The 20,459-nt window shown below is 43.6% G+C and carries 20 protein-coding genes; all 20 read right to left on the bottom strand.

All coding sequences use genetic code 11. The features are described from left to right. Positions 1-2: 2 nt before the first annotated feature. The 20 genes from pyrF to MHI46_RS07535 all read right to left on the bottom strand — a co-directional run bounded on the left by pyrF (position 3) and on the right by MHI46_RS07535 (position 20,426). A complete protein-coding gene (pyrF, locus tag MHI46_RS07630) occupies positions 3-707 on the bottom strand; it encodes an orotidine-5'-phosphate decarboxylase (RefSeq protein WP_260775914.1) in 705 nt (234 codons plus the stop codon). Continuing rightward, on the bottom strand, positions 679-1,611 hold the full coding sequence (locus MHI46_RS07625; protein ID WP_260775913.1) for a dihydroorotate dehydrogenase: 933 nt from the start codon (positions 1,609-1,611) through the stop codon (positions 679-681). The genes pyrF and MHI46_RS07625 overlap by 29 nt, the downstream gene beginning before the upstream one ends. Next, positions 1,605-2,381, bottom strand: a complete 777-nt coding sequence (locus MHI46_RS07620; RefSeq protein ID WP_260775912.1) for a dihydroorotate dehydrogenase electron transfer subunit — start codon at positions 2,379-2,381, stop codon at positions 1,605-1,607. Before MHI46_RS07620 ends, MHI46_RS07625 begins: the two co-directional genes overlap by 7 nt. Then, the gene (gene carB, locus MHI46_RS07615) at positions 2,378-5,593 is read right to left on the bottom strand and encodes a carbamoyl-phosphate synthase (glutamine-hydrolyzing) large subunit (protein ID WP_342503203.1); all 3,216 of its coding nucleotides are present in this window, start codon (positions 5,591-5,593) and stop codon (positions 2,378-2,380) included. The genes MHI46_RS07620 and carB overlap by 4 nt, the downstream gene beginning before the upstream one ends. Next, on the bottom strand, positions 5,578-6,672 hold the full coding sequence (locus tag MHI46_RS07610) for a carbamoyl phosphate synthase small subunit (RefSeq protein WP_260775911.1): 1,095 nt from the start codon (positions 6,670-6,672) through the stop codon (positions 5,578-5,580). The genes carB and MHI46_RS07610 overlap by 16 nt, the downstream gene beginning before the upstream one ends. Then, the gene (locus MHI46_RS07605; protein ID WP_024424231.1) at positions 6,669-7,955 is read right to left on the bottom strand and encodes a dihydroorotase; all 1,287 of its coding nucleotides are present in this window, start codon (positions 7,953-7,955) and stop codon (positions 6,669-6,671) included. The genes MHI46_RS07610 and MHI46_RS07605 overlap by 4 nt, the downstream gene beginning before the upstream one ends. Continuing rightward, complete coding sequence (locus MHI46_RS07600) at positions 7,939-8,862, bottom strand: aspartate carbamoyltransferase catalytic subunit (RefSeq protein ID WP_024424232.1); 924 nt, start codon at positions 8,860-8,862, stop codon at positions 7,939-7,941. The genes MHI46_RS07605 and MHI46_RS07600 overlap by 17 nt, the downstream gene beginning before the upstream one ends. Positions 8,863-8,992: 130 nt before the next feature. After that, positions 8,993-10,321 (bottom strand): solute carrier family 23 protein, encoded by a 1,329-nt coding sequence (locus MHI46_RS07595; RefSeq protein WP_039178389.1) that lies wholly within the window; start codon positions 10,319-10,321, stop codon positions 8,993-8,995. Between the two features lie 155 nt (positions 10,322-10,476). Beyond that, on the bottom strand, positions 10,477-11,019 hold the full coding sequence (gene pyrR / locus MHI46_RS07590) for a bifunctional pyr operon transcriptional regulator/uracil phosphoribosyltransferase PyrR (RefSeq protein WP_024424234.1): 543 nt from the start codon (positions 11,017-11,019) through the stop codon (positions 10,477-10,479). Positions 11,020-11,189: 170 nt separating this feature from the next. Continuing rightward, positions 11,190-12,104, bottom strand: coding sequence for an RluA family pseudouridine synthase (locus MHI46_RS07585; protein ID WP_041084915.1), 915 nt, complete (start codon positions 12,102-12,104; stop codon positions 11,190-11,192). Then, a complete protein-coding gene (lspA, locus tag MHI46_RS07580) occupies positions 12,101-12,568 on the bottom strand; it encodes a signal peptidase II (RefSeq protein ID WP_342503202.1) in 468 nt (155 codons plus the stop codon). Before lspA ends, MHI46_RS07585 begins: the two co-directional genes overlap by 4 nt. A gap of 94 nt (positions 12,569-12,662) precedes the next feature. After that, complete coding sequence (locus tag MHI46_RS07575) at positions 12,663-13,037, bottom strand: hypothetical protein (RefSeq protein ID WP_039178384.1); 375 nt, start codon at positions 13,035-13,037, stop codon at positions 12,663-12,665. A gap of 160 nt (positions 13,038-13,197) precedes the next feature. Continuing rightward, positions 13,198-15,963 (bottom strand): isoleucine--tRNA ligase, encoded by a 2,766-nt coding sequence (gene ileS / locus MHI46_RS07570; protein WP_342503201.1) that lies wholly within the window; start codon positions 15,961-15,963, stop codon positions 13,198-13,200. Between the two features lie 356 nt (positions 15,964-16,319). Next, entirely contained in the window at positions 16,320-16,814 is a 495-nt protein-coding gene (locus tag MHI46_RS07565; protein ID WP_008344947.1) for a DivIVA domain-containing protein, read from the bottom strand. 26 nt (positions 16,815-16,840) lie between these two features. Continuing rightward, positions 16,841-17,617, bottom strand: coding sequence for an RNA-binding protein (locus tag MHI46_RS07560; protein ID WP_039178378.1), 777 nt, complete (start codon positions 17,615-17,617; stop codon positions 16,841-16,843). Between the two features lie 53 nt (positions 17,618-17,670). Next, the gene (locus MHI46_RS07555; RefSeq protein ID WP_024424240.1) at positions 17,671-17,952 is read right to left on the bottom strand and encodes a YggT family protein; all 282 of its coding nucleotides are present in this window, start codon (positions 17,950-17,952) and stop codon (positions 17,671-17,673) included. A 6-nt stretch (positions 17,953-17,958) separates the two neighbouring features. Then, positions 17,959-18,417 (bottom strand): cell division protein SepF, encoded by a 459-nt coding sequence (gene sepF / locus MHI46_RS07550; RefSeq protein WP_024424241.1) that lies wholly within the window; start codon positions 18,415-18,417, stop codon positions 17,959-17,961. Position 18,418: 1 nt separating this feature from the next. After that, complete coding sequence (locus MHI46_RS07545) at positions 18,419-19,108, bottom strand: YggS family pyridoxal phosphate-dependent enzyme (protein ID WP_342503200.1); 690 nt, start codon at positions 19,106-19,108, stop codon at positions 18,419-18,421. 6 nt (positions 19,109-19,114) lie between these two features. Then, a complete protein-coding gene (pgeF, locus tag MHI46_RS07540; protein ID WP_342503199.1) occupies positions 19,115-19,954 on the bottom strand; it encodes a peptidoglycan editing factor PgeF in 840 nt (279 codons plus the stop codon). A 235-nt stretch (positions 19,955-20,189) separates the two neighbouring features. Beyond that, positions 20,190-20,426 (bottom strand): YlmC/YmxH family sporulation protein, encoded by a 237-nt coding sequence (locus MHI46_RS07535; protein WP_008344958.1) that lies wholly within the window; start codon positions 20,424-20,426, stop codon positions 20,190-20,192. Between the last annotated feature and the right edge of the window lie 33 nt (positions 20,427-20,459).

Here is a 20,459-nt window from a genome sequence, read left to right as displayed (position 1 = left end):
AGTCACTCCCACTCTTTCAAAATTTGATGATAGGCTTCTATTGGTTTATCAGCTTTTGTGATTGATCTTCCGACAACGATTTGTGAAACACCTTGCTCTTTTGCATAGGCCGGTGTCGCCACGCGCTGTTGGTCATCGGTTTGATCATTCGGTAAGCGAATTCCTGGCGTTACAGTGAGAAAGGATGGTGAAATATGTTCATGAAGTGCTTTAGATTCATGAACAGAGCAAACAACCCCGTCTAGCCCACTTTCATATGCTAATTGTCCGTACCGGATAACAGTCTCTTGCAACGGATGGTCAATGAGTAATTCGTTTCTCATCATGTCTTCTGACGTACTAGTCAGCTGGGTCACTGCAATAATGCCCGGGCGGCTTTGTCCAGCAGGAGTCCCGCTTTCAAGTCCCTCTAACGCAGCCTGCATCATTCGTTTCCCGCCAGCAGCATGCACATTCACCAAATCAACACCAAGTGCAGCAAGCCGGTTCATCGCTTTTTGCACGGTTGTTGGAATGTCATGTAATTTTAGATCAAGAAAAATGCGGCAATTTTTTTCTTTCAGCGCATCAAGAATGGCAGGTCCTTCTTGGTAAAACAGCTCCATGCCGACCTTCACAAATAATGGTGTCCCTTCAAAAGGGTCTAAAAAGGCAAGCGCGTCCTTCCCTGATGGAAAATCAAGCGCGATGATGGGCAAGTGCTTCATGTTTCCAGCTCCTTCCGATGCATTCCTCTACAGATGAATAACCATATGCTGCTAACACATTTGGCAGCTCTTCAATAATTTCCGGGCAAATAAATGGATTCACAAAATTGGCTGTGCCGACAGCTACTGCACTTGCACCTGCTAGTAAAAATTCAAGTACATCTTCAGCACTTTGCACCCCGCCCATCCCGATAATCGGAATAGAAACCGCTTGACTCACCTCGTGTACCATGCGCACAGCGACCGGTTTGACAGCTGGTCCTGATAATCCACCTGTTTTATTGGCAAGGATGGGTTTCCCTGTTTTTAAATCTAAACGCATACCGATTAATGTGTTAATCATGGTGAGTCCATCCGCTCCAGCAGCTTCAATCGCTTGAGCAATCTCCACAATATTGGCTACGTTAGGTGACAGCTTGACATAGACAGGTACAGACGAGACTTCCTTGACCGCTTTTGTCAATGACGCCGCCATATTTGGATCTGTACCAAAGGCAATTCCGCCTGTTTTCACATTTGGGCAAGAAATATTCAGTTCAAGGGCATGAACATTTTTTGCTTGGCTGATTTGCTTGGCTACTTCCACATAATCATCAACCTGTGAGCCAGCAACATTCGCAATAATAGATGTATCAAATTGTTCAAGCCAAGGCAGCTCATTTTCAAGCACGCCTTTTAGACCCGGATTTTGAAGGCCGATTGCATTAAGCATACCAGCTCCTGTCTCGGCTACCCTTGGTGTCGGATTGCCAAATCTCGGTTCAAGGGTTGTGGCTTTGATCATGATACCGCCTAGCAATGATAGGTCATATAAGGATGCAAATTCTCTCCCGAACCCGAAGCAGCCTGATGCAGGGATGATTGGATTTTTTAAAGATAATCCCGGTAACTCAACGTTTAGCATGACAACGCCACCTCCTCTGCTTTAAAAACAGGTCCATCAAGACAGACTTTGACGTAAGGTTTGTCGAGCTGATCGGTATGACAGACACATGCAAAGCACGCACCAATTCCGCAGCCCATTCGTTCTTCCATCGAAATATAGACGGGCTTATCAGGATACGTGTCTTTCAGCGCTTTTAGCATAGGTGTTGGACCGCATGAAAGCAGCACATCAAAGCTCAGGTTTTGCTTTTTTATCACATCTGTTACAAAGCCTTTAGCACCGTATGTGTCATCAACCGTTGCAATAAACGTATCGCCTAGTGCTTGAAATTTCTCCTCGTAAAATACATCCTTTTTCGATTGAAAGCCGAGCACATGCTTCACGATGACGCCTTTTTTCGTTAAACGCTTGGACAGTTCATATAGAGGCGGTACGCCAATTCCGCCGCCGACTAGTAATGCCGTCTCTCCGGGCTGGACGACTGAAGGATCATACCCGTTTCCAAGCGGCCCTAATACATCGACTGATTCTCCCTCCCGCTTTTGGGAGAGGAGCTTTGTGCCCTCTCCCTCTGCGCGGTAAATGATGGTTGCTTCTTTTTGCTCGGCATGAATGTTGGCAATACTGATCGGTCTTCTCAGCAGCGGTGTCATGGATTCACTGACCTTTAGATGAAGGAATTGTCCAGCCGTTTGAAAGGAGTCCACAAGGTCTCCTTTTAATGTCATTTCGTAAATATGATCAGCGATCTCTCGGTTCGAGACGACCGTCAAGTATGCTTTTTTCATATCGTTACTGTCACCTCAGCATTCGTTTTCACTTCTGGCATTTCATCTGCTCTAAATGTCATGCTCTCAAGCACTCTTAAAATGGCTTCTGCTGTATCTAAGGACGTTAAGCAGGCCACTCCGTTTTCAACAGATTCACGTCTAATTCTAAAGCCGTCTCTTGCCGGCTGTTTTCCTTTTGTTAAGGTGTTGATGACAAATTGCGCTTCCCCGTTTCGAATGACATCGAGAAGGTTTTTGCCTTCCTCTCCAATTTTGCCGACCACACTTGATGGAATGGAGGCTTGTTTTAAATAATTCGCCGTTCCTTCTGTCGCTAAAATATAATAGCCGATTGAATGGAATCTTCTTGCGATCTCAAGTCCTTCTTCTTTATCCTTATCAGCCACTGTCAGAAGTACTGTTCCGTCATTAGGAATTTGAATACCTGACGCAATCAATCCTTTATATAGGGCTTTTTCGATCGTGACATCTTTCCCCATGACTTCACCTGTTGATTTCATTTCAGGTCCGAGTGTAATATCGACTCTTCTTAATTTAGCAAAAGAGAAGACTGGGACTTTAACGTACACTCCTTCTTGCTCTGTGTGAAGCCCTTCTTCGTAGCCATAATTTTTGAGCTTGTCGCCTAAGATGACTTTTGTCGCAAGGTTGGCCATCGGGATGCCTGTGATTTTACTTAAGAAAGGAACCGTCCGGCTTGATCGCGGGTTCACTTCAAGTACATACACTTCGCCTTTTGATAGGACAAATTGGATGTTCAAAAGCCCAATAATGTTGAGTCCTTTTGCAAGCTTGATCGTGTATTCTGCGATCTTCGCTTTGATGTCCTCAGACAATGTTTGCGGCGGATAGACTGCAATCGAGTCACCAGAGTGAACTCCGGCTCTTTCAATGTGTTCCATAATGCCTGGTATCACGACCGTTTCGCCATCAGACACGGCATCTACTTCAATTTCTTTTCCTGTCAAATACTTGTCAATTAACACTGGATGTTGCGGATTGACCTTCACCGCATTCTCCATGTAGTGAAGAAGCTCGGCTTCTTGATACACAATTTCCATCGCGCGGCCGCCTAATACATAGGAAGGACGGACAAGGACTGGGTAGCCAATTTGATTGGCAATCGCTACTGCTTCAGGCACAGACGTTGCTGTTTTCCCTTTAGGCTGGGGCACGCCGAGTGTTTCTAACGTTTGTTCAAACTTGTCCCGGTTTTCTGCGCGGTCTAGGTCTTCTAGAGAAGTTCCAAGAATTTTAACCCCTCTATTTGATAATTCATCTGCTAAGTTGATCGCTGTTTGCCCGCCGAACTGAACGACAACTCCTTCAGGCTGTTCAAGGTCGATGATATGCATCACGTCTTCTACAGTGAGTGGTTCAAAGTAGAGCTTATCTGAAATACTAAAGTCTGTTGAGACCGTTTCAGGGTTGTTGTTAATAATGATCGCTTCATAGCCTGCTTGTTTAATTGCCCACACAGAGTGAACGGTCGCATAATCAAATTCAACCCCTTGTCCAATTCGGATGGGACCTGAACCTAATACGATAACGCTTTTCTTGTCTGTACGTTCTGATTCATTTTCATCTTCATACGTGCTGTAGAAATAAGGTGTCTCTGATTCAAATTCTGCCGCACATGTATCCACCATTTTGTATACAGGTACAATGCCTGCTTCTTGTCTTAGCTTGTAGACATCCGCTTCGTTCATATTCCACTCGCGGCTAATGTAGATATCTGAGAAGCCTTTTTCTTTCGCTTCTTTTAATACGTCTGTATTGCCTTTGTTTTCTTTTAATGTCTTCTCAAAGGCGATGATGCCTTCCAGTTTATGAAGGAAGAAGTAATCAATTTTTGAGAATTCGTGTATTTGTTCGACTGTATAGCCTCTTCTAAGCGCCTCAGCGATATAAAATAATCGTTCGTCTCCCGCTTTAATAATCCGTTTTTCAAGCACTTCATTTGTGATGTCTGCTTCATCTTTTAATTCAATGTGATGCACATCGGCTTCAAGTGAGCGTACAGCCTTTAAAAGAGACTCTTCTAATGTGCGGCCGATCGCCATGACTTCACCAGTTGCCTTCATTTGCGTACCAAGACGTCTGTTGGCAGATTCAAATTTATCGAACGGCCAGCGCGGTATTTTTGAAACGATATAGTCAAGTGCAGGCTCGAAGGCTGCATAGGTTTTACCTGTGACTGGGTTCATCATTTCATCAAGCGTTAAGCCGACTGCAATTTTCGCTGCCAATTTGGCAATTGGATAGCCTGTCGCTTTTGACGCAAGTGCAGAGGAACGGCTCACACGCGGGTTTACTTCGATGATATAGTATTGAAAACTGTTTGGATCAAGTGCCAGCTGAACGTTACAGCCGCCTTCTATGCCAAGTGCGCGGATCAGCTTAAGCGACACATTGCGAAGCAGCTGATATTCACGATCACTTAACGTTTGGCTTGGTGCTACAACAATACTGTCACCTGTATGGATACCGACAGGGTCAAAGTTTTCCATGTTACAAACAACGATTGCATGGTCACCGCTGTCCCGCATGACTTCATATTCAATTTCTTTAAAGCCTGCAATGCTTTTTTCAAGTAAGCATTGTGTAACTGGGCTTAGCTTCAGGCCGTTTTCAACGATTTCCTTCAGTTCTTGCTCGTTTGTACAAATTCCGCCGCCCGTTCCACCTAATGTATAGGCTGGTCTGACGATGACAGGGAAACCGATTTGATCCGTAAACGCCATTGCTTCTTCCAGGTTATGAATGATTTCACTTTCTGGTACAGGCTCATTTAGTTCATTCATCAAATTACGGAATAAATCTCTATCCTCTGCTTTTTGGATGGCTGACAGCTTTGTACCGAGTACTTCAACGCCGCATTCAGCTAATACACCAAGGTCTGACAATTCAACAGCAAGGTTTAATCCAGTTTGCCCGCCAAGTGTTGGCAAGATCGCATCAGGGCGTTCTTTTCGAATGATTCGTGTTAAAAATTCTGGTGTCAGTGGTTCGATGTATACCTTATCAGCCATTTCTGTATCTGTCATGATGGTCGCAGGGTTAGAGTTCACAAGAACGACTTCATAGCCCTCTTCTTTTAGTGCTAAGCAAGCCTGTGTGCCTGCATAGTCAAACTCCGCTGCCTGACCGATGATGATAGGACCTGATCCGATTACTAAAATCTTTTTGATGTCTACGCGTTTTGGCATACTTCTTCCCCTTCTTTCTCAGTCGTATGAATCATTTCCATGAACTGGTCAAATAAGTAGTTTGCATCTTCTGGACCCGGTGATGCTTCTGGGTGGTACTGAACAGTGAATGCTGGTGCTTCTTTATGTTTTAATCCTTCAATCGTATTGTCGTTTAAGGCAATATGTGTGACTTCGAGCACGTCTTCGTTAATACTGCTAACCGTGTAGCCATGGTTTTGAGACGTCAGTGTTACCTTGCCAGTTGCTAGTTCTTTCACCGGATGGTTTGATCCTCTGTGACCAAATTTCATTTTTTCTGTACTTGCACCGCACGCTAGAGCAAATAATTGATGTCCGAGGCAAATTCCAAAGAGCGGCACCTTTCCAATCAATTGCTGAATCATCTCAACGGCTTCTGGTACATCCACAGGATCTCCAGGTCCGTTTGAAAGCATGATGCCATCAGGCTTTAGCTGCAGCACTTCATCTGCAGTGATGTTGTATGGCACCACAATGACGTCGCAATCACGTTTATTGAGCTCGCGCAAAATGCCGTGCTTCATGCCGAAATCGACAAGGACAACTCTTTTTCCTCTGCCTGGGCTTGGGTACGCATTTTTCACAGATACTTGACTCACCTGATCAGTTGGCAGTTGCAATGTTTGAAGGCGGCGGACAACGTCTTCCACTTGTTCATCAGGTCCTGCAAACGCCCCTCTTAAAGTCCCTGCACTTCGAATCATTCTAGTCAGCTTCCGTGTATCGATTCCGCTCAGCCCCGGAATATTTTTCATTTTTAAATATTCATCGAGTGAGTATGAAGAGCGCCAGTTTGAGGGCTTTTCACAAAGCTCTTTCACAATCAGCCCTTTCACAAACGGTGTGATCGATTCAAAATCGTCACGGTTAATGCCGTAGTTGCCGATAAGCGGGTAAGTGAGTGTGACAATTTGTCCGCAGTATGATGGATCAGATAAAATTTCTTGATAGCCCGTCATCCCTGTATTAAAGACGACTTCTCCGACTGATGGTTCTAAGCTACCAAAGCCTGTTCCTTCGAATACTGTTCCGTTTTCTAGCACTAAGCGTCTCTTCATTTTACTAGTCTCCCCTCTTCATAAACGACTTTCCCAGATGCAAGTGTCATGACCGGCCATCCTGATACAGTCAATTTGTCAAACGGTGTATTTTGTCCTTTTGATAAGAAGCTTGTTTTATCGATTGCCATTTCTTTGTTTAAATCAATGAGTGTGATATCAGCTATGTGTCCTTCTTCAAGCTTTCCGTATGGAAGGGAAAAGGCTTCTGCTGGTTTGATTGTCATATAATCAACGAGTTCTTTTAATGTCCATTCGCCTGTTTTGACAAATCGTGTATAGAGAAGCGGGAACGCTGTTTCAAGTCCCACAATTCCAAACGGGGCACGCTGCATGGTTTCGTTCTTTTCTTCTTCTGTATGCGGCGCATGGTCTGTTGCGATGAAATCAATCGTTCCATCTAACAGTCCCTCGATCAATGCCTCGCGATCCTCTTTCCCTCTGAGCGGCGGGTTCATTTTATAGTTTGTATCAAGACCTGGAATGTCCGTATCGCACAACAGCAGGTGATGCGGTGACACCTCAGCCGTCACACGGATGCCTGCTTTTTTTGCATCGCGTACGACCCGCACAGATTCTTTCGTACTGATATGACATACATGATAATGACAGTTCGCTGCTTCTGCTAAAAGAACATCTCTTGCAATATGCACCGATTCACAAATGGACGGTATTCCGTTTAACCCATTTGCTTTTGAAAATTCTCCTTCATGAACGCACCCGCCGTAAATGAGCGAGTTATCTTCACAGTGCGCCACAATCGCTTGATCAAGACTTGCTGCCTGTTTCATCGCTTCGTACATCATGCCTGCTGTTTGGATGCCGACACCGTCATCTGTAAAAGCAAAGGCGCCTGCTTCTTTTAGTGCTGCAAAATCCGTCATCTCTTCCCCAATTTGTCTCGTTGTGATGGAGGCGTATGGCAGCACTCTCACAGATGAGGTCTCTTCGATTCGATTCATCAGCCATTCCATTTGCTCTTTTGTATCTGGAACCGGTCTTGTATTCGGCATCGCTGCAATCGTCGTATATCCGCCTCTTGCGGCTGCTTTAGAGCCTGTTTCAATCGTTTCCTTTTTCTCTCCGCCTGGCTCTCTTAAATGCACATGCAGATCGATCAAGCCTGGTGACACAAATAGCCCTGCTGCATCAATAACCTCTTCTCCGTCTTCTCTTTCTAGGTGACCAATCGCTTGAATCACTTTTCCTTTTACCCTAATATCCTGCTGCACTCTTTCACCTGTGCTTGTTAAGATAAAACCGTTTTTAATGAGATATGACATAGACAGAATCTCTCCCTTTTTGATGTAGTGTGCTATTTTGAAAAGCTCTTTTTAATACGGCCATTCGGATATAAACACCATTTTCCATTTGCTTGAAAATCCTGGACTGCTTGGACTCTACTAATGAATCATCTATTTCAACACCTCTGTTTACTGGTGCTGGATGCATAATAATCGCGCGTTCTTTCATTTTGTTTGCTCTGTCTACTGTTAATCCATAAGTTGATAAGTAATCTTCACTGCCCATTTTTTCAGCGTGCCGCTCATGCTGGATTCTGAGCAGCATCACCACATCAGATTGTGCGATGGCTTCATCTACTTGAACGTACGTTCCGTGAGGGTTTTGTTCATCCTGGAAGGAAGCAGGTCCTGAAAAGAGGACTGTGGCTCCCAGCCTTGAGAGAACCTCAGCATTTGACCTTGCTACCCTGCTATGTTTGATGTCTCCATGAATCGAAATCGTTAAGCCTTCAAAGCCGCCAAACTCTTCAAAAATGGTCATGAGGTCAAGCAGTGATTGGGTTGGATGCTGTCCGCAGCCATCACCTGCATTGATGATGGGAATTCCAACCTTCCCGATCAGCTCGTTATAATATTCATCGGTGCTGTCTCTGATCACACATGCTTTTACTCCGATCGATTCCAGTGTTTTTACCGTATCGTAAAGTGTTTCGCCCTTTTGAACGGAGGTGCTTGCTGCATCTAAGCTCAGGACATTCATCCCTAATTTCTTCTCTGCTACTTCGAAGCTAAAACGTGTTCTTGTGCTTGGTTCAAAGAAGAGGTTTGCCACAAATTCTCCGGCTAATCCATGTTCTTGTTTCCCCTTTTTGAGTGCCGCTGCTTCTTCAATCAGCTGTAAAATCTCTTCTTTAGACAAGCTGCTCATTGTCGATAAATCATTCATTTTTTCTTCCCCCTCTAGTTTTTCATCACTTTCAGGTTCAAAAAAACCCTAAGCCTCGGCAGCTTAGGGTTCTCCAAAAGAAGCAGCGGCACTTTCGTGCATTCTGCTCCATTTAGAACCCTTGTCAGCCTCACTGGACTTCTTTTAAAAGGTTTTCTGTATTTGATTCATTTGACTCGTCATCTTCCGCTTTTTGATGCGGCAGGATCAGGTTTAACAGGACACCCGTAATCGCAGCAAGTGCCATTCCAGATAGAGTGAGATTGATTTGTTTCACCTCAATGAATGCCCCGCCAATTCCGATGACTAGGATGACTGATGCGATAATGAGATTACGCTTTTCTTCAAAATTCACTTTATGATCAATCAGGATTCTCAGGCCGCTCGAGGCAATGATTCCAAAGAGCAGGAACGAAACGCCTCCCATCACCGCGGACGGCACTGTACTGATTAATGCTGAAATTTTCCCTACAAAACCGAAGCAGATCGCAAACACTGCTGCTCCGCCGATGACGAAGATACTGAACACTCTTGTGATGGCAAGTACGCCAATGTTCTCTCCATAAGTTGTTGTTGGTGGTCCGCCAATAAGTGAAGCGAAGATGGTCGCCGCACTGTCTCCTAAAATGGAGCGGTGAAGACCTGGTTTTTTAATAAAATCTTGTCCTACGACCTTACTTAACACCACTTGGTGGCCGATATGCTCAGACATTGTGACAAAGGCAACCGGCACCATCACTGTGAGAATGCTTAAAGTCACAGCAGGTGTATAGTCGACAAATGGCACGACGAAGTCTGGGACAGCAAACCATTTTGCGTCAATGACCGGCTGGAAGTTCACAATGCCTTGTGTTAAGGCAAAGAGATAGCCGCTGATAATGCCGATTAATACTGGGATTAAACTAAGGAATCCTCTTAGGAAAATCATACTGATAATCGTGACAGCCAGTGTGAAGCCAGCGACCATTAAGTGCTTGAGGCTGTAAACAAGCTCGGTTGCATTCGGATCAACATACATCGCCATGTTGACTGCTGTTCCAGCGAGTCCAAGTCCAATGACCATAATGACTGGTCCTACGACGACTGGCGGCAGAAGCTTCATCAGCCAGCCTGTGCCGAGCCATTTAATGAACAGGGCAATGAGCGCATAAGCGACACCCGCCATGAAGGCGCCAACCATTGCGGCTCCGGGGCCGCCCGTTGCTTTCACATTCAGTATGGGGGCGATGAAGGCAAAGGACGATCCAAGATACGCCGGAATTTGTCCTCTTGTGATGATTAAGTAAACAATTGTTCCCACACCGCTTGAGATGAGCGCGACGGCTGGACTCATATCAATGATTTTTGGTACAAGAATGGTTGCACCAAACATCGCAAACAAATGCTGCAGGCTAAGTGATAGCCATGTGAATGGTTTTGGGATATCTCGAATGCCTAAATTGGCTTTTTGCTGACTCATGATTTTCCTCCTAGATGTGTCCTTTTTCATTAAAAAAGCCTCTTTGCGAGTATGCGCAAAGAGGCCTAGAAAAACCAGACACGTCATGTTAGCCGTGTGCTCGGTGTCTCTGTTATTGCCCTCTTTGCAAACTCTCTGGAATGCATTTAAAAAGGTTATTTTTCGTATATAGCGACAAGGTCGTTTTGATCTACTTCATTCAGTTGAACCATAACGGTCTCTGCTTTTGATGTCGGAATGTTTTTCCCGATATAATCCGCTCGAATTGGCAGCTCCCGGTGTCCCCGGTCGACGAGCACAGCCAGCTGAATGGAAGATGGTCGTCCTACATCCACAAGGGCATCCATAGCTGCTCTGACGGTTCTGCCTGTAAACAGGACATCGTCAACGACAATGAGTGTTTTGTCATTAATGTCAGCTGGGATGTCTGCTCCCTTTACAAGCGGGTCTTGATTGTCTGTCTTCTTTGTCAGGTCATCACGGTATAGCGTAATATCAAGTTCACCCACAGTGACTGGATTTCCTTCAATTTGCTCGATGCGCTCTGCAAGGCGCTTTGCAAGATGTATGCCTCTTGTCTTGATCCCGGCAAGGATGACATCCTTCATCCCTTTGTTGCGCTCAATCATTTCATGTGCAATTCGGGTAAGCGCTCGTCTAATCGCTTGTTCATCAAGAATAACTGCTTTTTGTTCCATCTTTTACACCTCTTTTTGACAAATAAAAAGCCCCTTCTGCAAAGGGCAGAGAGGGGCGTTCATTTGTGCATACTCGTGCACAAATTGATCCGTTATCCTTCTCAGCCTCTCTGGACTGTTTTAAAGAATCTCAATTTCTTCGTTTATTATTTCAAAAAAAGAACGGCCTGTCAATCGTTATTTCTTAATGAATCGATAAAGCCCCTCATATCAGCTGGAATTGGTGCTGTGAACTCGATATATTCTCCTGTTCTAGGATGATCGAATCCTAAAACACCTGCATGCAGCAGCTGTCCATTAAAATCGACTGTTTTTCTCGGCCCATATTTCGGATCACCTGCAAGAGGATAGCCGATATATTTCATATGAACACGAATTTGGTGTGTTCTTCCTGTTTCAAGACGGCACTCGACAACCGTGAAGTCTTTAAAGCGTTCAATCACATCAAAGTGAGTGACGGCCTGTTTTGCATTTTCTTTTGTGACCGTCATGCTTTGGCGGTCTTTTTTGTCTCTGCCAATTGGTGCATCAATTGTGCCTGTATCATGCTGGATAATACCGTGGACAACGGCCGTATACTTTCTTGTGACAGTTTTAGCCACCAGCTGATTGACGAGTGACTCATGTGCCATATCGTTTTTCGCGACCATTAACAGCCCAGACGTATCTTTATCAATTCGGTGGACAATTCCAGGACGCATCACACCGTTAATCCCTGATAAATCGGTACAATGTGCCATCAGACCATTTACAAGTGTACCTGACACATGACCTGGCGCTGGATGAACGACCATTCCTCGTGGTTTATTTACGACTAACACATCTGCATCCTCATAATAAATATCAAGATCCATTGGTTCTGCTTCTACATCTAGCGCTTCCGGATCTGGAATCTCCACTTTGATTTGATCCCCAGCTTGTACTTTGTAATTGGCCTTTACTTGTTTCCCGTTTACTTCGATCAGCCCATCTTTTACCCATTGCTGGACTTGGGTTCTTGACCATTCTGGTTCTGTTGTGCTTAGAAATTTATCTAGCCGTTCACTCGTTTGTTCTTCTGAAACGGCAATATTTACTTGATTCATGTAGTTGACTCCTTATTTTTCTTTCCCTCTAACAGGATTTGAATGAAGAGCAGAATAACCCCTACACAGAGAGAAGAATCTGCAATATTAAAGATTGGGTAGTGATAATCCCCAAATACGAAATGAGCAAAATCAACCACTTCCTGACGGAAAATACGGTCGATAAAGTTTCCGATCGCTCCGCCAAGCATTAAGGCCAGCGCTACTCCAAGCAGCTTGTCCTTTTGTCCATGTTTTTGTAAGTAATAAACAATTCCCGCAATAACAACGAGTGTGATCACATAGAAAAACCACATTTGCCCTTGGAGAATTCCCCATGCGGCTCCTGAATTTCGGTGAGACGTGATATAAAAGAATCCATCAATGACTGGAACAGAATCACCGAGCATCATATTTTTGACAATGAGCCATTTTGTTAATTGGTCTAAACAAATGATAACGAATGCGATTATGTAATAGAACACACACGTTCCTCCATCTTCATACTTTGATCTTTAAGCATTTTATCAAGAAAACAGGAAGGAGTAAAGAAACTTTAGTTGACAGACAAAAACCTCCCTACATGTGGAAGGCTTCAAAATGAGAATCATTTGATTCGGAAGGATAAGGAGTGAATGCTTTTTTCTCGTATTGCTTATGATATAAAAAGTCGTCAGCCGTGCGGGCGGTAGGAAGAATGCTCATTTGTTCAAGCGGAATCATATTACCTGTCGCCTCACATATGCCATAGGTCCCTTGTTCGATCTTTGCAATAGCGAGAGACACATCTTGCAGCTCTTCTTTGATGTGATAAAGAAGTGTGGTCGTTTTAACGTCATTCAACGAGACATGCTCAGCGGGTGAACGAAATGATGCGTATTCAAACAGTTTAGATTGCAGCTCTTCTTTTATTTGAAGGAGTTCCGTGTAAATCGTCTCTAGATCGCCATTCATGTCGCTATTTCAACTCCTGCCCTGTCGTGATAATCATATTGTTGCCCTGCCTGGTTACTTTAAAGCCATAAGATTTTTCCTTTCGTTCTAAACGCTGTCATTTTCTCAAAAAAGAAAACGCCCCGCATATGACGGGGCGCCAGCTTGTGATATCGCACTGTTAATTTTGGTAATATTTCTCCACGATTTCAGCATTTTTCAGCGACAATGTTGGGTATTTCGGATTTGCACCAACATCTTTTGAAATAATGCGGGAACGTTCGCACAGTTCTCCTTCTGCTTTTTGAACCACAATTCTTCCTGATGTATATTCAGGCGCCGATGTATCTGCATGCTGCTTATCCTCGACCGTTAATTCAGAGATGATAAAGAGCTGCTTCACATCTTCTTTAATGGATGCAAGAAGGTTTTTCACTTCGTCTGTCGCATAAAGCGTCACACTTGCTTCAAGTGAACGACCGATGACTTTCTCATTACGCGCAATCTCCAGCGCTTTTAGCACATCGTCACGTACCTCCATAAAGCGGTCAAACTTCGCTTCTGTCGCTTCAGCTTGAGGAACTGCCACACCTTCTGGCATATCTGTTAACTGAACACTTGGCTCTTCAACAAAGCTTAAGTGGCTCCATAATTCATCTGCTGTATGCGGAAGAATTGGTGCAGTCAGCTTCACTAATGCCATTAATGTTTCGTAGAAGACAGTCTGCATGCTGCGGCGGTCTGGATGATCTGCATGCTCAATGTAGACGACATCCTTTGCAAAATCGAGATAGAAAGAGCTGAGCTCAATTGTACAGAAATTGTGAATCGCATGATAGACGACCGCAAATTCGTAATCATCATAAGCTTTTTTCACTTTATCAATCAATTTGTTTAATTTGATCAAGATGTATTGGTCCACTTCGCGAAGCTCTTCTACTGGCACGGCATTTACTGCTGGATCAAAGTCAAATAGGTTTCCATGCAGGAAGCGGAAGGTGTTACGGATTTTACGATAGACTTCTGCTACTTGTTTCAAAATATCATCAGACACTGGATGATCGGCTTGATAGTTGACAGAAGATACCCAAAGTCTAAGAATTTCTGCACCGAGCTGCTTCGCAACCTTCGTTGGGTCAATCGTGTTGCCTAATGATTTACTCATCTTACGTCCTTCTTTATCAAGCGTAAAGCCGTGGCTTAGGACACCTTTATACGGTGCTTTTCCAGTGACAGCAACTGCTGTTGATAAAGAGGAGTTAAACCAGCCGCGATATTGGTCAGAGCCTTCAAGGTATAGATCTGCCGGACGGACTAGGTCATCTCTTTCTTCTAAAACGGCTTGGTGAGAAGAACCGGAATCAAACCATACATCCATGATGTCCTGCTCTTTAGTGAATTCACCATTCGGGCTGCCTGGATGTGTAAAGCCTTCTGGCAATAGCTCTTTCGCTTCTTTTTCAAACCAAATATTCGAGCCATGCTCTCTAAATAATTGAGATACATGCTGGATGGTTTCGTCCGTGATGATCGGCTCACCATTTTCCGCATAAAACACCGGAATTGGAACGCCCCATACACGCTGTCTTGAAATGCACCAGTCACCTCTGTCACGCACCATATTGAACAGGCGTGTTTCACCCCATGCTGGAACCCATTTCGTTACTTTAATATTGTCTAATAACGCTTCTCTAAAATCTTTAATGGATGCAAACCACTGAGCTGTTGCACGATAAATCGTTGGTTTTTTCGTTCTCCAGTCATGCGGGTAGGAGTGCGTGATAAAGTCGAGCTTTTTCAGCGCGCCTTTTGCTTCAAGCTGTTCTGTGATGGCTTTATTGGCATCCTCGTAGAATAGTCCTTCAAAACCAGGTGCCTCATCTGTCATCACACCTTTTTCATCTACTGGACAGAGCACATCAAGACCGTATTTCATACCGACAATAAAGTCATCTTCCCCGTGGCCTGGTGCAGTGTGAACACAGCCTGTTCCTGCATCAGTTGTCACGTGATCGCCAAGCATCACAAGAGAATCTCTACCATATATTGGATGCTCTGCAACGATGTTGTCTAATTCTTTTCCTTTTAGCGTTTTCACGACTTCATACTCTTCAAAGCCGAGTGTTTTTACTACTTGTTCAACCAGTTCAGATGCAACGACATAACGCTCATCACCTACTTGAAGAACACTGTACTCTAAGTTTGGATGAACACAAATGCCAAGGTTTGCAGGAAGCGTCCAAGGTGTTGTTGTCCAGATAATGAATTGTTCGCCGTTTTCAAGAACGCCTTTGCCATCTTTTACTTTAAACGAAACGTAAATCGATGGTGAACGTTTGTCTTTATATTCAATTTCCGCTTCAGCAAGAGCTGATTCACTTGAAGGAGACCAGTTAACTGGCTTTAATCCTTTATAGATATAGCCTCTCTTCGCCATTTCACCAAAGACAAGAATTTGCTGCGCTTCATATTCAGGCTTTAATGTGACATATGGATTGTCCCAGTCTGCTCTGACGCCTAAGCGTTTAAACTGGCTGCGCTGACCTTCAATTTGCTTCCAAGCATACTCCTCGCATAGTTTGCGGAATTCTGCTGTAGACATTTCTTTGCGTTTTACTTTTTTATTTTTAGTAAGAGCTATTTCAATTGGCAGCCCGTGTGTATCCCAGCCCGGTACGTACGGAGCATGGTATCCGTTCATTGATTTAAAACGGACGATAAAATCTTTTAGGATTTTATTGAGTGCATGCCCCATATGAATGTCACCATTCGCATATGGAGGCCCATCATGCAAAATAAACGTCGGGCGTCCTTTTGTCCGCTCTAAAACCATTTGATAGATGTCTTTCTCTGCCCACTCCTCTTGGATTTCAGGCTCTTTGTTCGGCAAGTTCCCTCTCATCGGGAATTCTGTTTTCGGCATTAATAAGGTGTCTTTGTAGTTCATACCCATTCCTCCACATGCAAATTCTGATTAAAAAACAATAAAAAAAGCCCTCTCATCCCATAAGGGACGAGAAGGCTTGTCTCGCGGTACCACCCTTTTAGACAAGCGCTATTTAAGCAGCCGCTTATCCACTCTAAAATCGTAACGTGATCAGACGCCTTTTCTTACTGTTTTTTTCAGAAAAGGAACTAAAGGGGTGATCTCATTGCAGCGTCTCGTAATGTCAGGCTTCCACCATCCCTGATTCGCTTAATTACGCATGTGACAGCTGCGAGTGTCCCTTTCAAACGTTTATCTCTTGTTAATTTATGATGGTATTATATGCAACATGAGCACTTCATGTCAAGATGATGCGCTTATTCTTTTTCGTCAAAGACAGCGTCCACTTCATATTCCAGTAAATGATCCCAATCATCATTTTTCAGAAGATCAAGCTGAGCTTCGATGAGCATTTGGAAACGAGTTCTAAAGACCTTCGATTGTTTCTTCAGTTCTTCGATTTCCATTGCAATCTTTCTTGATTTTGACAGCGCTTCGTTAATAATACGGTCTGCATTTTTCTCTGCTTCCCGAATAATCAATTTTGCTTCTTTATCAGAATGACGCTTAACGTCTTCTGCTGCTTCCTGCGCCACAAGAATCGATTTGTTTAATGTTTCTTCAATTGTTGCAAAATGACCTAGTCTTTCGTCAAGCTCGTTTACTTTGTCTTCAAGCTCGTTCTTTTTACGGAGTACGATCTCGTAGTCTTTACGTACTTGGCTTAAAAACTCGTTTACTTCGTCTTCGTCATAGCCGCGAAAGCTTTTTGTGAACGTTTTATTATGAATATCATTAGGTGTTAATGGCAACCTCGCCACCTCCAGATTCAAGTTCGTTATGTCATAAGCTCAAATGTTACTTTGAATTTATCTTTTTTGGTCTTCCCATCAATCGTTTTGAGGCTAAAGCGGCCAAATCCCCGAACAGAGAGCTGATCGCCTTCACCGATTGTAAAGGAAGGGTCCTCAGTGACTTTCCAATTGACTTTGACAAGTCCATTTTTGACTAAAAGCTGTGCTTTTTGCCGAGACTGACGGCTGACAGCAGCACATACAGCATCAAGCCGAAGTGAAGAAATGGTATCTTCTTTGATATCAGTCTTCGTCATCACTGGCTTTATTTCTGCCTGCGTGATTTCCTCTAATGAAACGGAGGCTCTGCCGACATGTGTCAGCTGCGCCCGCACAAAATCAGCGACATCACTTGTACAAATAAACTGCACATCTTCCTCTGAAAATAATAGATCTCCGAATTTTTGACGCTTCAAGCCTGTCCCAATCAATGAGCCGAGAAGCTTCGGGTGTTCTAAGGAAATAAACTTTTTCGCATAGTTCACCTGAAAATATGACAGCTCAACATCTTCAATAGAAGGTTCTAAATAATCAGGATAAATAAGAGCTCTTTTGCGCTCGGCTCCCTCATACCCGCCAAAAAACATGATCCCAAGTTCTTCAGCATGCTGGATGACGGACTCGGTAATAAATTGCTCACGCGGATCAAGGAAGTCTGTTAATTTCATTCGATATTGGTCGAGTGCGATTTTTTTCCAGCCTAACACTTGGTCGACAAATGGCTGTTCGTCTTTTCTAAAATGCTGATAGATATCGCTCATTTTGTTCCCCTCTTATGTAAAAGAGCCTGGCAGTGCCAAGCCCGGCAGCCTGTTTACATGAAGCGCACAATCATATTGTAAAGACCAGTTAGTCCATATGATGATGCAAAACGAATTACAAGCAATGCCACAATCGGCGAGATGTCAATCATACCGATTGGCGGAATAATTTTACGAAATGGTTCTAGATACGGTTCGCAAATATTTGTCAGAAAACGGCCAAACACAGTTTCTCTTGCAGATGGCACCCATGACATAAAGATGTAAATAATAATCGCGAATGAGTAAATCGTTAATACCGTTCCTAAAATATTAAAAATGAAATTTAGAATCACTATGATTTACCACCTCTGAGGTTCTTCCTCTGTCAATAGCTCTGATATTGTGCCAGATACATCTACATTATCAGGTGTGCAGAGGAATATATTCGAGCCAATACGCTGGATGTCTCCACCGATTGCATAAACGGTTCCGCTTAAGAAGTCAATGATTCGCTTTGCTTGATCATGCTGAATGCGCTGCAAATTCACGACGACTGCACGTCTGTTTTTAATATGGTCTGCAATCTCCTGCGCCTCTGCATAAACACGCGGCTCACTTAACACCACTTTAGAGGATTTTTGCACGCTTTGCAAGCTGACGACATTTTGTTTTCCTGTCTGCGGGCGATCTTGAAATGCTGCTTTGTCCTTCGTTCCTTTTTCTTCTTGAACGGGTTCTCTTTCTTCATCAATATATTCGTACTCATACTCTTCATCGTCGAGAGTGAAAAAGCTTTTAAACTTATTTTTTATGCTCATGTCACGCACCTCCTGTTTCATTTCCAACAAGTGAAGAGCCAATCCGAACGAATGTCGCACCTTCTTCAATTGCGATTTCAAAATCATTTGACATGCCCATCGATAAATGCTGACAAGGTGCATTTACTTGGTTAAGATGTTTTACTTCTTCTTGAAGGTTTTTTAATGCTTTAAAACAGTTGCGAATCACAGTGTGATCCTCTGTAAATGGAGCCATCGTCATCAGTCCTGCAATTTCAATCTGTTTGAAATCAGCGAGCTGTTTCACAAATGGAATGACGTCTTCACTTTTCAAGCCATGTTTTGACTCCTCAAGTGATGTGTTCACTTGTACAAAACAGCGAACTGTGTGATTCGCTCTTTTTTCAATTTCATTCGCAAGAGACATCCTGTCGAGCGAATGTAAGTAGTCAATTGTCTGAATGACTGATTTCACTTTTCGTGTTTGTAAACTGCCGATAAAGTGCCAGCTAATGTTTTCATCGGTTATGGCCGCCTGCTTTTCAAGTAACCCTTGGTCTCGATTTTCACCAAAGTGCACAATCCCTGCTTCCTTGGCTTCTAGTGCTCGTTCAATCGAGACATATTTTGTCACAGCGACGACTGATACATCTGCTGGTTGTCTACCGGCTCTTTTACATGCTTCGTTTATTTGTTCATTTATTTGTCTGAGATTCTCTCGTACATTCAATTGCACTTATGCCTCCTTAAACCCGACAAAAGACATCATACGTCCTGTTTTCCCTTGATCACGCCGGTGTGAGAAGAAAAGCTGATCATTGCAGCTTGTGCACATCGAACTGACATGTATGTTTTCTTCTTTTATTCCTGCATGAAGCAATACGTTTTTGTTTAGTGTTTTCAAATCAATTTTATATTGTCCTTGTGAAATCTCGGAATACACATCCTCTGTTGAAAAAGGAAGCTGTTTCACTTGATCCATGACGACGTCATCGACTATGTAGCAGCAGCTGCCAATGGATGGTCCAATGACGACTTGAATCTGATCGGCCTTGGCACCTTCTTGGCTGACCCATACATCAACCATCTTTGCACCAATTTGCTTGACGGTTCCTTTCCAGCCGGCATGAGCCGTTCCAATTATTCCGTTTTGCGGAGCTAGAAAATAAAGCGGAACACAATCAGCGAAACAAAGAGCGAGCATCATGTTCGTCTCAGACGTATATAAACCGTCTGTACCAGGCAGTGCCTCATCATAATGAAGACTTCCTCTTCCTCTTTGCTCCTTGGTGACTTTCAGGATGCGATCCTCGTGTGTTTGGTCTGCAAACACCCAATCAGAGAGCGGCACAGCAGCAGCATCTGCTATGACTTGACGATTCATTTGAACACTAGAAGCATCATCTCCTACATGGAGTCCAGTGTTCAATGATTGATATGGAGTAAGGCTGAAGCCGCCATTTTTTGTTGTAAACCCAGCCAATACCTCTTTACCAGAACATGTCATGTTCGTCCAATCATGAATGGTCATTGCATATGGTGATTTCTGCTGAAAGGGGTCATATTTGTGTGTCAAAGCTGCCTCCCACCTTTCATTCATCTCTCTTTATTTCGCTCCTATTTTACCACAAGACATACATAGACAGTTAGTGGGATTCATTAAATATTACACTCAAATGTGCCCTTTCTGCAGGTTTTTTTTCAAATTGATATGAAAACGTAATCTTTTTACCCGAAAAAGACATTGTTTGCTAAGAATGAAGAGTTTATTTTAAGGAAAAATTGAATGATTCATTGAGGAGTTATACGAATTAAGAAGACAAGCGGACAAGTATCACATCTTCGCCAATTTTTACTATATTTCGCCATGGGACAATCATTTCCTCTTCTTTTCCGAAAAATCCCATCATTTTACCTGTGCCGCCAATAATAATCGCTTGGATTTTGCCGCTTGTGACATTAATATCAATGTCCCCAATGGTACCTAGTTTTTTCCCGCTGGATACATCGACGACATCCTTGATTTGGAATTCAGAAATGCTGATCATCTGTCCTTCCCCGCCTTTCGTTTTCTACTATAA

This window comes from Bacillus sp. FSL K6-1000 (assembly GCF_038630785.1).
Classification (GTDB): domain Bacteria; phylum Bacillota; class Bacilli; order Bacillales; family Bacillaceae; genus Bacillus; species Bacillus safensis.
The sequence above is the reverse complement of the archived record's forward strand: the minus strand, read 5'-3'. Positions and strand labels throughout refer to the sequence as shown.